Source organism: Labrenzia sp. 011 (assembly GCF_003075075.1).
GTDB lineage: Bacteria > Pseudomonadota > Alphaproteobacteria > Rhizobiales > Stappiaceae > Roseibium.
On the sequence record NZ_QCYM01000013.1, the window covers coordinates 31369 to 45108 of the forward strand.

Sequence of the window (13740 nt, forward strand, 5' to 3'; positions counted from 1 at the left end):
TGGCTCGGCCTTCAAGCCGGGCGGGATAGCCGAAGGGACGAAAACGTGACCATTCAAAAAAACTGGCAAGAACTGATCAAGCCGACCAAACTCGAGATCAAGCCGGGTGACGATCCCCGCTTTCTGGCGACCGTTGTTGCCGAGCCTCTCGAGCGCGGCTACGGCCTGACCCTGGGCAACGCGCTGCGTCGTATCCTGCTGTCCTCCCTGCAGGGTGCCGCCGTGACCGCAGTCCAGATCGACGGTGTTCTGCACGAATTCTCGTCGATCCCGGGTGTGCGCGAAGATGTCACCGACATCGTTCTCAACATCAAGGAAATCGCCATCCGCATGGAAGGCGAAGGTCCCAAGCGCATGGTTGTGCGCAAGCAGGGGCCGGGTGTGGTGACCGCCGGTGACATTCAGACCGTTGGCGATGTCGAGGTTCTCAATCCGGACCTGGTGCTCTGCACGCTCGATGAAGGCGCTGAAATCCGCATGGAATTCACCGTCAACACGGGCAAGGGCTATCACTCCTCCGATCGTAACCGCCCGGAAGACGCGCCGATCGGTCTCATTCCGGTCGACAGCCTGTATTCACCGGTCAAGAAGGTCTCCTACAAGGTGGAAAACACCCGTGAAGGCCAGGTTCTCGACTATGACAAGCTGACCCTGACCGTCGAAACCGATGGGTCCGTCAAGCCGGATGATGCGGTGGCCTTTGCTGCACGCATTCTGCAGGATCAGCTCTCCATCTTCGTCAATTTCGAAGAGCCGCAGCGCGAAGTTGCCGAGGACTCCGTCCCGGAACTGGCGTTCAACCCGGCGCTTCTCAAGAAGGTGGACGAACTGGAACTGTCCGTGCGGTCTGCAAACTGCCTGAAGAACGACAATATCGTATATATTGGCGATCTCATTCAGAAGACCGAGGCGGAAATGCTGCGGACGCCGAATTTCGGCCGCAAGTCGCTCAACGAGATCAAGGAAGTTCTTGCCCAGATGGGTCTCCATCTCGGCATGGAAGTCGCCAACTGGCCGCCCGAGAACATCGACGATCTCGCCAAGCGCTACGAAGACCATCAGTATTAAGGGACGTACGCGTCCCCAGAGCATCCCGCGCCCTTGAGGGACGCGGGCAAGATGCTCGCCGACGAAGGAATCGAGCGACTTGTCCGTATTCAGGCGATCCGCCTGAATACGGGTTGCTCTTGAGGAAAAACCGGGCAAGTGCTTCAATGGTTCAAGCAGACTGCCTGACAGAAAAAGGAGAGGGCCATGCGCCACGGTAAATCCGGCCGCAAGCTCAACCGGACATCCAGCCACCGCAAGGCTATGTTCGCAAATATGGCAGCTTCGCTGATCAAGCACGAGCAGATCGTCACCACCTTGCCGAAAGCCAAGGAAATGAAGCCGATCATCGACAAGCTCATCACCCTGGGCAAGCGCGGCGACCTTCATGCACGCCGTCAGGCCATTTCGCAGATTCGCGATACGGCTATGGTCGCAAAGCTGTTCGAGACGCTCGGTGAGCGCTACAAGGACCGCAGCGGCGGGTATTCCCGCGTGCTGAAAGCCGGCTTCCGTTATGGCGACAACGCGCCTCTGGCCGTTATCGAGCTGGTCGACCGGGATCCGGAGGCGCGCGGCGCCGAGGATCGCGCTCGCGCCGAGGCTGCCGAGGCAGCTGAAAACGCAGCGTAAGCATAGCTTCGCACAGCGATTGAAAGAGGCGGGCCATCGGCCCGCCTTTTTTGTTCTTCCGGCAATCCGGTTGTACCCGGTAGGTTTATATCCCTAATTAGTTTTCACATTATCATTGATTTAAGAAGTACCGATTATCTTGCCGCCCAGTGCCTTTGAAATGTTTGAATGAGGCTGGGGAGATACACTGTGATTGGCAAAAATAAAATCGGCGCGAAGAGAAAACTACCGTCCCTTCGTCTGTCCATTGTCATTCCGGCTTTGATGATTGTGGTCACGGTTGCGGCTTGTGCCGCAGTTGGCGTGATCGGTTATATTACGGGTCGGGATGGTCTGCAGAAGGCTGCAGAAGCGGAACTTGGAATGGTGATTACGGCAAGGTCCGCCCTGCTGGAATCGCGGTTGCAGTCCGCTCAGGCAGAGATCGTCAATCTGGCTTCGAGCGTCGCGGACCCTTTGGGCAATCTGGGCAATGCGGCCATGAACCTTGCCAAGGAAAAGGAAGAGATCCTCAGCCTGTTCCACGGGCCGCGGACGCCTGAAGAGCGCGCGGCCATCACCGGCGAAGAGCAGAAGACCATGTATGCCTGGCGTCACTCCGAGGCGCATGGAGCATTCTACAACGTCTGGAAGAACGGCGGTTATGCGGACATCTATCTGATCGACGCAGACGGGCTCATTCTTTATTCGGTGACCAAGGGTGGCGAGTTCCTGTCCAAAATCGGGGAGGGAAGCGTCGTGGAAGGCTCCGGTCTGGAAGCTGTCTACAATGCGGCCCGGGACATGAATGACGGCGAAATCGCCGCCAGCACCTTTGAAACCTACAATCCGGCCAATGGCGAAAGTTCGCTTTTCCTTGCGTCTCCGGTCTTCATGAATTCCTTCGGGTCCGTCAGCCTGACCGGCGTGGTGGTCATGCGGCTCGATGCCTCCTTCATCAACAATGTCGTGGCCAGCCGGGATGACCTCGGAGAAACCGGCCAGGTTTATGTTGTCGATCAGGACGGCCGTCTGCTCAGCGACATGCCGCTTGCCAGCGAACGGACGGCGCTGGTCATGCAGACGTCCGCGGAACCTGCTCTTGCTGCTGCCGGCGGTGTGGAATCCGCAGCGATGGTCAACGGTGCAGATGGTGTGGCCGACCTGATGGTCGCGCGTCCTCTGTCCTTCCAGGGGCAGAAATGGGCGATTGTCGCCGAGAAAAGCGTCGAAGAGACACTTGCTGCCGTAACCAACATGCGTAACCAGATGTTCATGTGGTCGCTGATGACGATTGCTGTTGCCGCTGTCATCGCTCTCCTGTTCTCCCGGTCCATCACCGGGCCGCTTTCCACGCTGGTCGGTGCGCTGAATGCGATTGCCTCCGGGGACCTGGGAACCGAAATCACCGCGGCGAACCGCAAGGACGAAATCGGTGACATCGGTCGGGCTGTGGTACAGATCCGCCAGAATGCGGCCGAGGAAAACGAGCGGCGTGCGGCAGAGGAAGCCGACGCGGCCCGGCGCCAGGCGGAGCAGCGTCAGGAGATGCTGTCGAGCCTTGCCGGTGACTTCGAGGCAACGGTCGGTACCGTGGTCGACAAGGTTGCCCGCTCCGCCGCCAAGCTGCGTGAATCGGCAACCAACATGCGCGCCATGACCGACAGTGCCGGCGAGACATCTGCCAATGCGGCAACAATGTCGGAAAACACGCTGGCCGAGGTGGAATCCATCGCTGCCGCATCCGACCAGCTGTCGAGCTCTATCCAGGAAATCTCGACCCTGATCGAACGGTCCTCGAGCGTTGCCGCCGCCGCCACCAAGCGGGCAGAAACGACCAATGAGACCGTCAAGTCGCTTGCGGAAGCAGCAAACCGGATCGGTGAGGTCATCACCTTGATCAGCGACATCGCCGATCAGACCAACCTGCTGGCCCTGAACGCCACCATCGAGGCGGCGCGTGCGGGCGAGGCGGGAAGGGGCTTCGCGGTCGTGGCGTCCGAGGTCAAGGACCTTGCGTCCCAGACCGGCAAGGCGACCGGAGAGATCCAGCAGCAGATCGATGCGATCCGCGGTGCAACCGACGATGCCGTCGACGCGATCGGCGATATCCAGAAGACCATCGACGAGATCACCAAGTCTGTGAGCGAAGTTGCCGCCGCTGTCACCGAGCAGAGCTACGCAACTCAGGGAATTGCGGAGAATACCCAGCGGGCCGCTGGCGGAACCTCCAAGGTTACCGAGGATATCCGCAACGTGTCCCAGCTTTCCAACGACACCAACATGGCTGCGCAGAACTTCTCCGAAGAAGCCGCGGACATGGCCGTGGAAGCCGATCAGCTGGACAAGGAAGTGCGCAGCTTCCTGGATCAGGTCCGCTCGGCCTGACACCGAAACCGGTAAACTGACCGAAGCCGCCGGATTTCCGGCGGCTTCCTGCTTTTGTGATTGCCTCTTTTCCTCCCTATCTGCCATGTATCGCAAGGATACTTGGTAGATTCGAAGGTAAGGGGTCCGGCGATGCGCCTGACGATTTCTGGAAACACTGTGCGCATGACGCGCGTTCTCCTGACGGGACTGCTTGGTCTCTGGACGGCCGTGGCGGCCGCACAGACCGCGCAACCCTCTCCGGCCGACCTGCGGCTTGTTCCGCAAAACGAGGCGCAGATCCGGCTGTCCTTCGCGCCGATCGTCAAAAAGGTGGCCCCGGCGGTGGTCAATGTCTATGCCAGCCGCAAGGTGGTGCAGCGCCGGCAGGTCTCGCCCTTCTTCGACGATCCCTTCTTTCGCCGGTTTTTCGGCCAGCAGGGCGGCTTCGATCGCCCCCGGCAGCGGGTGGAATCCTCGCTGGGGTCGGGCGTGATCATTTCCGCCGACGGCACGGTGATCACCAACCACCACGTCATCAAGGATGCGGATGAGGTGCGGGTGGCCCTGAGCGACAGGCGCGAATTCGATGCGGATATCGTCCTCCTGGACGAGCGGACCGATCTCGCAGTGCTCAAAATTCGCGGTGAAGGACCTTTCGAGAATGTGGCCTTCGCCGATTCCGACAGTCTGGAGGTCGGCGATATCGTTCTGGCGATCGGCAATCCCTTCGGCGTCGGACAGACCGTGACGCAGGGCATTGTCTCCGCGACGGCCCGCACCCAGGTGGGCGTGACGGATTTCCAGTTCTTCATTCAGACCGATGCGGCGATCAATCCGGGCAACTCCGGCGGTGCGCTTGTCGACATGACCGGAAGGCTCGTGGGCATCAACACCGCGATCTTCTCCCGGTCGGGCGGCTCCAACGGCATAGGCTTCGCCATTCCCGCGCATATGGCGCGGTTCGTGGCCCAGGCGGCGGACCAGGGTGGCAAGGTGCAGCGGCCCTGGCTGGGGGCAACCGTTCAGAACGTCAATGCCGAAATCGCCGAGGCCCTGTCCCTTGACAGGCCGCGGGGCGTGCTGGTGACCGCTGTCTTCGAGGGTTCGCCGGCTGAAGAGGCAGGTCTCAAGGTCAGCGACCTGGTGGTCGCCGTGGACGGCAAGGAAGTGATCGACCCGAATTCCTTCGGCTACCGCTTCGGGACCAAGATGATCGGTGAGACGACGGAATTCACCGTATTGCGTGACAGCAAGGAACTGAAACTGTCCATCGCGCTGAGACCAGCGCCGGAGGTTCCGCCGCGCGATACCCGCGAGCTGAACGAATATTCCCCCTTCGAGGGAGCCACGGTGATGAACCTGTCTCCGGCGGTTGCCGAGGAACTCGGGCTTCAAGGTGGTGTCTTCGACGGAGTCGTGATTGCGGATGTCAAGCAGGGCAGTACGGCGGACCGGGTCGGTCTGCGTGCCGGGGATATTGTGCGTGCCGTCAACCGGAGCAAGATCGAGACGACGCGCATGCTTGAGACGATCACCAAGACGCCACCACGGGTCTGGCAGCTCGATATAGAGCGGGACGGCAAGGTTTCGCAGATCATCCTGCGCACTTAGGAGAGCAGGGTGAACGATCTGTTTCAAGCCTCCGGTCTGCAGCACTCGGGTCCGAGGCCGCTTGCGGACCGGATGCGTCCGAACCGGCTTGCCGATGTCGTCGGCCAGGATCATCTCCTGGGGCCGGAAGGAACGCTTTCGCGGATGCTCAAGACCCGAACCCTCGGGTCGCTGATCTTCTGGGGACCTCCGGGAACCGGAAAGACCACCATTGCCCGGCTGCTGGCCAATGAAACCGACCTGGCCTTCGAGCAGACCTCTGCGATCTTTTCCGGTGTGGCCGACCTGAAAAAGGTGTTCGAAGCCGCCCGCGCCCGACGGATGGGCGGGCGGGCGACTCTGCTTTTCGTCGACGAGATCCACCGCTTCAACCGCGCCCAGCAGGACAGTTTCCTGCCGGTAATGGAGGACGGCACGATCACGCTTGTCGGCGCCACGACGGAAAATCCCTCATTCGAGCTGAATGCGGCGCTGCTGTCGCGCTCCCATGTGATGACCTTCCATTCGCTCTCCCAGGAAGCCATCGACAGTCTGCTGAGCCGGGCGGAAGAGACCGAGGAAAAGCGGCTGCCGCTGGATGCGGATGCCAGGCAGGTGCTGATCCGCATGGCGGACGGGGACGGGCGCTCGGCGCTGACGCTGGCGGAGGATGTCTGGCGGGCCGCGGCGGAAGACGAGGTCTTCGACGCGGAGCGCCTGCAGGAGATCGTGCAGCGGCGGGCTCCGATTTACGACAAGAGCGCCGATGGCCATTACAATCTGATTTCAGCACTGCACAAATCCGTGCGCGGGTCCGATCCCGACGCCGCGCTTTACTGGTTCTGCCGCATGCTGGACGGGGGCGAGGATCCGATGTATCTGGCGCGCCGGCTCATCCGCATGGCTGTCGAGGATATCGGCCTGGCCGATCCCAATGCGCTTGTCCAGGCGAATGCCGCCCGGGACGCCTATCAGATGCTCGGGTCGCCGGAGGGCGAGCTGGCCCTGGCGCAGTCGGTGGTCTATCTGGCGACCGCCCCCAAATCCAACGGCGCCTATGTGGCCTACAAGGCGGCCATGCGGGATGCGAAGACCAGCGGGTCCCTGCTGCCGCCCAAGCATATCCTCAATGCGCCCACGAAGCTCATGAAGCAGGAAGGCTACGGCGACGGCTATCAGTATGATCACGACGCGCCGGAAGGTTTCTCCGGGCAGGACTATTTTCCCGAGAAACTGGGGCGTCAGACCTATTACGATCCGCCGCAACGGGGTTTCGAGCGGGAGCTGCGAAAGCGTCTGGACTATTGGGACAAGCTGCGCAGGGAGCGTGGCTGACAGGCGGGGCCATGGCCCCGTTGCAGGCCGGGGCCGGCGGCGTCAGGCCGGTGTCCTGTTGAGCCGGTCCAGCGCATTGCGGAGGGATGCGGTAAGCTGTTCGCGTTCCCTTGTCCCCACCGTTCCCGGCAAGCTGAGAGCGAGCTGATCCAGCTGCCGTGAAACCGCCGCCAGATCCAGATCCGGTCCGTCCGCCGTATCGGTCCGCAGGCCGATGACTTCATAGGTGGCCACCGGATAGGCGATGCCCTTCACGGTCACTTCGCCGGTATCGATGCACTGGATCTGGTCCTTCACCTGGGAAAAGGTTTCGAAGGAAATCAGGATCGATCCCGGTGCCGCGAGGCTCTCCAGGCGGGACGCCGTATTCACGCCCCGGCCGATGATGGTGTAGTCCAGCCTGTCGTTGCTGCCGAAATTTCCGACGGTGCAATAGTCCGTGTGAATGCCCATCCGGCATTTCAGGGGTTTTGAGATGCCGGCTTCGCGCCAGACATCCTGCAGTTCCGCCATCCGGTCCTGCATCTCGATGGCCATCCGGACGCAGGCCAGCGCATCTTCCATGACACCCTGGGTTTCCGGGTCACCGAAGAAAATCAGGATGGCATCGCCGACGTATTTGTCGATGGTGGCGCCGTACTTGAGGGCGATTTTCGACATTTCCGTCAGATACTGGTTGAGGATGGACGTCAGTTCCTCGGACTCGAGCCGCTCCGCGGTTTCCGTGAATCCGGCGATATCGGAGAAGAAGACGGTCAGTTTCTTGCGGGCCGAGGTGATCTTGACTTCCTGGCGGCCCTCGAAAATAGACTTGTAGACCTGCGGAGAGAGATATTTTGCAAGCTGCTTGGACAGAGCTTCCATGCGGCTCGACTGATCCGCCAGCTGATCTTCAACCGCCTCGCCATGCTCGATGGTGGCTTCATACAGCATGCGAAGATCTTCGAGTTCGGAGCGCAGATACTTGTTTTCTTCCTGCAGAGAGCGCAAGGCCGGTTCCTGATCGGAAGGGTCCCCGGACGGGAGCGATTGCGTCTTGTTTTCCAAACTTTCCGTCATTTCAAATCGAAGTCCGTATCCGCGGGCGTTGCTGTCAGCCTTCAGGAATCACTGTTCGCCGCGTGAGGCATCCTATCGTAATATCCGTAAGTCTTTCGGGAAAAAAGCATCCTTTTGGGACCGTTGCCGGGTTGTCCGGAGCTGTAACCATTTCTTATGCGGATTTGCCGTAAAAATACCGGAAGGATCATTTCGGCGGCTTCATGAAGGAAATTGAACTCAGACTGGGCCTTGTCTTCTACGGAGGGGTTTCACTTGCCATCTACATGCATGGGGTGAGCCGCGAGTTGCTGAATCTGGTCCGCGCTTCGAGCTTCCGTCTTGACCGCAATGGAAGCGGGTCGGGCGAGGGGGCTTCGGACCGGGATCTGCCGCCTGTCCAGTCAGCCTACAAGGATCTGCTCGACGTCCTGTCTCCGGTGGCCGACGTGCGCGTGGTGGTCGACGCCATCGCCGGGGCTTCCGCGGGCGGTGTCAACGGCATCATGCTGGCCAGGGCGATCGCTCATGACCTGCCTCTCGACAGTCACAGCCGGCTGTGGCTAGAAAACGCCGATGTCACCCGTCTGGCGCGGCCGCAGTCCGGTCTGTCGCGCTATCTCAAGATCTCGGTTTCGCCGGTTCTGGACCGGTTGATCTCCTCCCGGCTGAACAAGCAGGTCGAAAGCACGGAAACCCGTGAAAAACTGCGCCATTTCATGCAGGCAAGATGGTTTTCTCCGCCGTTTTCCGGTGACAGGTTCATCGGCTGGATGCTCGATGCCTGCAAGCAGATGGAAGACAGCGCCGAAACCGGCCGGACACTCATTCCGCGCGGACAGACGCTGGATCTCTTCGTGACCATCACGGACTACAACGGCATCAAGCGGCGCATTCGCCTTGATGATCCGGACCACGTGGAGGAATGGGATCACCGGCGCATTCTGAATTTTCACGCGGTTCATCGGGCTCCGGGGCTCGTCGACAGCCAGTTTGCCGCCGACAACATTCCCGAACTGGTCTTTGCCGCCCGGGCGACGTCGTCCTTTCCCGGTGCCTTTCCTCCCGCCACGATTGCCGAGATGGATCGGGCTCTTGCCAGGAAAGACCTGACCTGGCCGCATCGGGAGCGTTTTCTGGCGAAGGGGCTGGACCTGAGCCCGGAGGCAATCGCGCGGCACTGTTTCGTTGACGGCAGCGTGGTGATGAACAAGCCGTTCGCGCCGGTCATCAAGGTGATCCAGGACCGGCCGGCGACAAAGGAAGTCGCCCGGCGGCTGATCTATATCGATCCGTCGCCGGTCGAACCGGCGGAGGCCGATGGACGGCTCGTGGAACTGCCCGGCTTTTTCAGGGTCATTCTCGCGTCTCTTGCACATATCCCCCGGAACGAGCCGATTGGCGACGATCTGAAGGAACTGGAGCAGAACAACCGGCGGAGCCGCTGGCTGGCGCAGCTGATCGACTCGACCGGGCCGATGGTCGAACAGGCGGTGAAGGGCCTGTTGCCGAAACGCAGGACGGTTACGCCGGAAATCCTGGCCAGATGCCGCCGGGACGCGACCGAGGCGGCCTTCCGGCAGGCCGGGTTTGCCTTTCTCAACTACCAGTCGCTGAAGCTGCATGCCCTCGGTGAGCGTCTTGCGGGGCTGACGACCCGCTTGAGCGGCATTCCCGGAGCCCGGAAACAGGAAGAGCCCGTTCTGGCGCTGCTGGCCCGGCATTTTTCCATGCTGACAGAGGACAGCAAGGAGCTGCTCGGCCGTAACGACCCGCATGTGCTGGCGCTGCTGCGCGGGTTGGATGTCGATTACCGCATCCGGCGTCTGCGCTTCGCGATCCGCAAGCTCAACGGCTTCTATCATTACGATCCCGCCTCCGGTCTGCCCTTGCCGAATACGGATGCCCTCGATCACATGAAGGGCCTGCTCTACGATCAGATCGACCATTTGAGCTGGCGCTGGACGGAGCGTTTTTTCGGCAAGCGGTGCCGGGAGGATGCGGAACGTCTCGTGACAGGACTGGCAGCGGGGGAGGGACGCGCGGGCGAGCGGGTCGTGCCGTTGCTTGACAGCATGTCCGAGATGATGGGGCTGGGGGACCTCGACCGGCTTCAGGACGAGCTTTTCGCCGTAACCGCCCGTGGCCTGCTGGACAAGGACCGTCATGCGTCGCTGATGCGCTCCTATATCGGTTTCGGCTTTTACGACCTGATCACGTTTCCGGTGCTGCAGCGGAACGATTTTTCGGAGGTGACGGAAATCCTCGTCGACCGGATCAGTCCCCGGGATGCGGAAAGCCTGACCACGGAAGGTTTCGAGCTCAAGGGAAAGTCGCTGAATTCCTTCGGAGCGTTCTTCAATCGCGGCTGGCGGGAGCACGATTACCTGTGGGGACGGCTCAATGCCGCCGACAGGCTGGTGAGCATCGTTCTGTCGGCCACCGGCAAGGGCACTTTGCCGCAGATGCAGGTCAATCAGGCCCGCGCCCGGATCTTTCTGGCGATCCTGGAGGAGGAACGGGGCAAACTCACTGAGATCCCTGATGAATTGGCCCGGATTGATGATCTGGTGCGCGCGGTCTATCCTGACTTTGCTCATGTTGCGCAAGACGTGTAGACTGGCTCCGGCCGAAAACCGGCAAGTGTCTCCTTGACGCGACGACCGCTGGTTCGCTACGCATTTCTGTACGGCATGGCAATTGTCCCGCGAGCGGAATGTAAGAGTTTATGGATTTTCTGACTGACTACACAGGGAACGGGCCGGCGGCCTTTCTGGCGATGTTCGCCGGACTTTATGCCATCAGCCTCGTCGTGCTGTTCACGACCGGCCTGACGATGACGGCCCTGAACCGGCGTCATCCGGACCGCAAGATCCAGAAACGGCAACCGACCCATGACGCGCTCCGTGATATCCGCTCCTCCATGAAGCAGCTGGCGATCACCAGCTGCTGCCTGTCGATCGGCCTTTACGCGCAGATGCGCGGCTGGACGCTCTTCTCACCGGTGGCGCTGTCCTGGTGGTCCGTTCCGGTCTTTTTCCTGGTGTCCCTGATGCTGCATGACACCTGGTTCTACTGGGGACACAGGATCCTGCACACGAAACTGTTCTACCGGTTTCACAAACCGCACCACATGACGGTCACGCCCACCGTGTGGTCCAATGATGCCGGGTCGAGCGTCGACACGTTGTTCGCGCATTCCTATTATGCGCTGGTGCTATTCGTGGTGCCGATCCCGCCGCTGGTCTTTCTGGGGCACCGGCTGTTCGATCAGGTCTCGGCGGCCATCGGCCATTGCGGTTACGAGCATTTCGCCAGTCCCACGGCTCGCAAGCCCTGGCCGCTGCTGTGCACGCTCTACCATGACCAGCATCACCAGTATTTCGTCTATAACTATGCCAATTATTTCTCTTTCTGGGACCGGCTGTGCGGCACGATTCACCCGACCTATGACGAAAGGGTGGAAGGCTTCGAGGTGCTTTATTCCGGCGAGCGGGACAAGGCATGATGGCACTCCTGGCCGATTATCTCGTGATTGTCCTGCTGACCTATGCAGCGATGGTGGCCGTCTATTTCGCGACCGGATTTACCGTGATGGCGATCAACGCGCGGCATCCGGAGCGGCGTATTCAGAAGCACCGGGACGGACTGAAGCGTCAGGCGGTTGAGATCCGCGCCTCGATGAAGGCGCTGGCGACATCCTCCGTGCTGCTGTCGTCCGGCTTTTTCGCGCAGCTGCAGGGCTGGACCCTGTTCGCGCCGCTGGAGCTGTCCTGGTGGTCCTTTCCGCTGATGTTCGCGGTGTGTTTCGTGCTCTTCGACGGCTGGTTCTACTGGGGGCACCGCATCCTGCACCTGCCGGTGCTCTACAGGTTCCATGTGCCGCACCACCGTTCCATCGCGCCGACCGTGTGGAGCAACGACAGCTCGACCACGGTGGACACGTTGATCGAGCATTTCTTCTATTTTCTGGTATGGTTCGTTCTGCCGGTTCCGGCGCTCAGTGTTTTCGCCCTGCGCCTGTTCGACCAGATCTCCGGCATGGTGGGTCATTCCGGCTTCGAATATTTCGCGTCCAGGTCGTCGCGGTTTCCGTCGCCGCTGATTTGCACGACCTTCCATGATCTGCATCATTCCCAGTTCCATTATAATTACGGAAACTTCTTTTCGTTCTGGGACCGGGTTTGCGGTACAGTACATCCGAAATACGATGACCTTGTGCGTTCGATGGAAGAAACCGGCGAGATTCCGGAAACGGAAGAGACCAAGGTCAAGGCAACCGGGTAAGCCCGCAGGCGTTTTCACGCCGTGTCAGCCAACCGACCAAATGACTTGAAGGAATACCATGCTGGATCAGGCGATCTCCGTTCTGCTCGAATTTCTGCCGATATACGCGGCGGTCTACGTGATCAACGTGTTTCTGTATTTCGCGACCGGCTGGGTGCTGGTCCAGATCCAGAACCGGCATCCGGAGCGGCGCATCCAGCCGAACCGGCGCGGTGAAAAGCGCATGTGGAAGGAAATCCGCGCCAGTGTCCTGTCCCTCACGGTGACAGCAGGCTGTCTTGCGGGCGGCATCTTCCTGTCGCTCAAGGGCTGGACCCTGGTGGCGCCGCTGGAGCTTTCCTGGTGGTCCGCCCTGCTGATGTTCGCAGTGTCCATCCTTGCCTTCGACACCTGGTTCTACTGGGGCCACCGCTTCATGCACACCAAGGCGATGTACCGCTTCCACGCCGAGCATCACCGGTCCGTCGCCCCGACCGTGTGGAGCACCTATTCGGACGATCCGGTCGACGCCTTCGTCATGCAGAGCTATTACCTGTGGGCGGTGATCTTTCTGCCGATCCCGATCCCGGTTCTGATCGTCCACCGCCTGTGGGACCATTTCAACGGCACCATCGGCCATTCCGGCTTCGAGTTCTGGGCTTCGCCGATGTCGCGCATGCCCTCGCCGATGGTCTGCGTGACCTTCCACGACCAGCACCATTCCCGTTTCCGCTACAACTTTGCCAATTTCTTCTCCTTCTGGGACCGGGTCTGCGGCACGATCGATCCGAAATATGACGAGCAGGTCAAGGTGTTCGAGCAGTTGGGGCAGGACGACGAGGCAAAATCCGTGGCGCCCGGAGAATAGGATTTGCGGTCATCGTCCCGGCCTGGCGCACAGTGGCAAAGTCTGGGGCCGATGACTTGGATACCTGCGGGTGGACCGCGATGCTCCGGCATCGCCGGATCTGTGCCTTCGCGGGAATGACAGGGACGGTCGAGGGGCGGGCTGCGGTTTGAAACATCTTCTTCTTGTGATGCTCGGCGGCGGAATCGGGGCTGGCGGGCGGCATCTGGTCTCGCTGGTCACGCTCAGACAGTTCGGCCCGGGATTTCCCGTGGGAACCATCACCGTCAACATCATCGGCTCGCTGGTCATGGGGCTCTTCATCGGATGGCTGGTGAAGCATGAAAGCGGCGGTCTGCAGTCGCTGCGCTATTTCTTTGCCACCGGCATACTTGGCGGCTTTACCACCTTTTCGGCCTTTTCTCTCGATACCGCCATCCTGTGGGAGCGCGGGGATACGCATCTGGCGCTGATCTATGTGACCGCCTCGGTACTCGTGTCGATCGTCGCTGTCTTCGCCGGGCTGATGGTCATGCGCCACGTGGTCTCCTAAGTTTCCCTTCCATTTGGCGGCAATTCCGCCTATACGCACCGGAATGATTTTTCGCCCCGGAGGCTTCAGGCACGGGGCATGG

The 13740-nt window shown here is 60.6% G+C and carries 10 protein-coding genes and 1 pseudogene; 10 read left to right on the forward strand and 1 reads right to left on the reverse strand.

The genetic code is table 11. The annotated features are described in order from the left end of the window. Nucleotides 1-45: 45 nt before the first annotated feature. The 5 genes from DCO57_RS14530 (at nucleotide 46) to DCO57_RS14550 (ending at nucleotide 6954) form a co-directional block, all read left to right on the forward strand. The gene (locus DCO57_RS14530) at nucleotides 46-1068 is read left to right on the forward strand and encodes a DNA-directed RNA polymerase subunit alpha (protein ID WP_116699631.1); all 1023 of its coding nucleotides are present in this window, start codon (nucleotides 46-48) and stop codon (nucleotides 1066-1068) included. Nucleotides 1069-1254: 186 nt separating this feature from the next. Beyond that, the gene (gene rplQ, locus DCO57_RS14535; protein WP_116699632.1) at nucleotides 1255-1680 is read left to right on the forward strand and encodes a 50S ribosomal protein L17; all 426 of its coding nucleotides are present in this window, start codon (nucleotides 1255-1257) and stop codon (nucleotides 1678-1680) included. Nucleotides 1681-2043: 363 nt separating this feature from the next. Further along, nucleotides 2044-4047, forward strand: coding sequence for a methyl-accepting chemotaxis protein (locus DCO57_RS14540; protein ID WP_208977954.1), 2004 nt, complete (start codon nucleotides 2044-2046; stop codon nucleotides 4045-4047). Nucleotides 4048-4212: 165 nt separating this feature from the next. Next, nucleotides 4213-5640: a DegQ family serine endoprotease gene (locus DCO57_RS14545; protein ID WP_116699633.1), complete on the forward strand. Its 1428-nt coding sequence runs from the start codon at nucleotides 4213-4215 to the stop codon at nucleotides 5638-5640. Nucleotides 5641-5712: 72 nt separating this feature from the next. Further along, nucleotides 5713-6954 carry a replication-associated recombination protein A gene (locus DCO57_RS14550; protein WP_208977962.1) on the forward strand — a complete coding sequence of 414 codons (1242 nt, stop codon included), beginning with the start codon at nucleotides 5713-5715 and terminating at the stop codon, nucleotides 6952-6954. A 42-nt stretch (nucleotides 6955-6996) separates the two neighbouring features. Here the strand turns inward: DCO57_RS14550 and DCO57_RS14555 are convergent. After that, nucleotides 6997-7839: pseudogene (locus tag DCO57_RS14555) on the reverse strand (adenylate/guanylate cyclase domain-containing protein); the annotation flags it as partial. Between the two features lie 377 nt (nucleotides 7840-8216). Between DCO57_RS14555 and DCO57_RS14560 the strand changes: the two are divergent. The 5 genes from DCO57_RS14560 to crcB all read left to right on the forward strand — a co-directional run bounded on the left by DCO57_RS14560 (nucleotide 8217) and on the right by crcB (nucleotide 13658). Further along, nucleotides 8217-10610, forward strand: coding sequence for a patatin-like protein (locus tag DCO57_RS14560; RefSeq protein ID WP_116699636.1), 2394 nt, complete (start codon nucleotides 8217-8219; stop codon nucleotides 10608-10610). Between the two features lie 110 nt (nucleotides 10611-10720). Beyond that, nucleotides 10721-11500, forward strand: a complete 780-nt coding sequence (locus tag DCO57_RS14565) for a sterol desaturase family protein (protein WP_116699637.1) — start codon at nucleotides 10721-10723, stop codon at nucleotides 11498-11500. Beyond that, on the forward strand, nucleotides 11497-12279 hold the full coding sequence (locus DCO57_RS14570; RefSeq protein ID WP_208977955.1) for a sterol desaturase family protein: 783 nt from the start codon (nucleotides 11497-11499) through the stop codon (nucleotides 12277-12279). The genes DCO57_RS14565 and DCO57_RS14570 overlap by 4 nt, the downstream gene beginning before the upstream one ends. Before the next feature lie 58 nt (nucleotides 12280-12337). Further along, complete coding sequence (locus DCO57_RS14575; protein WP_116699638.1) at nucleotides 12338-13126, forward strand: sterol desaturase family protein; 789 nt, start codon at nucleotides 12338-12340, stop codon at nucleotides 13124-13126. A gap of 148 nt (nucleotides 13127-13274) precedes the next feature. Next, nucleotides 13275-13658, forward strand: a complete 384-nt coding sequence (crcB, locus tag DCO57_RS14580) for a fluoride efflux transporter CrcB (RefSeq protein WP_116699639.1) — start codon at nucleotides 13275-13277, stop codon at nucleotides 13656-13658. Nucleotides 13659-13740 lie beyond the last annotated feature (82 nt).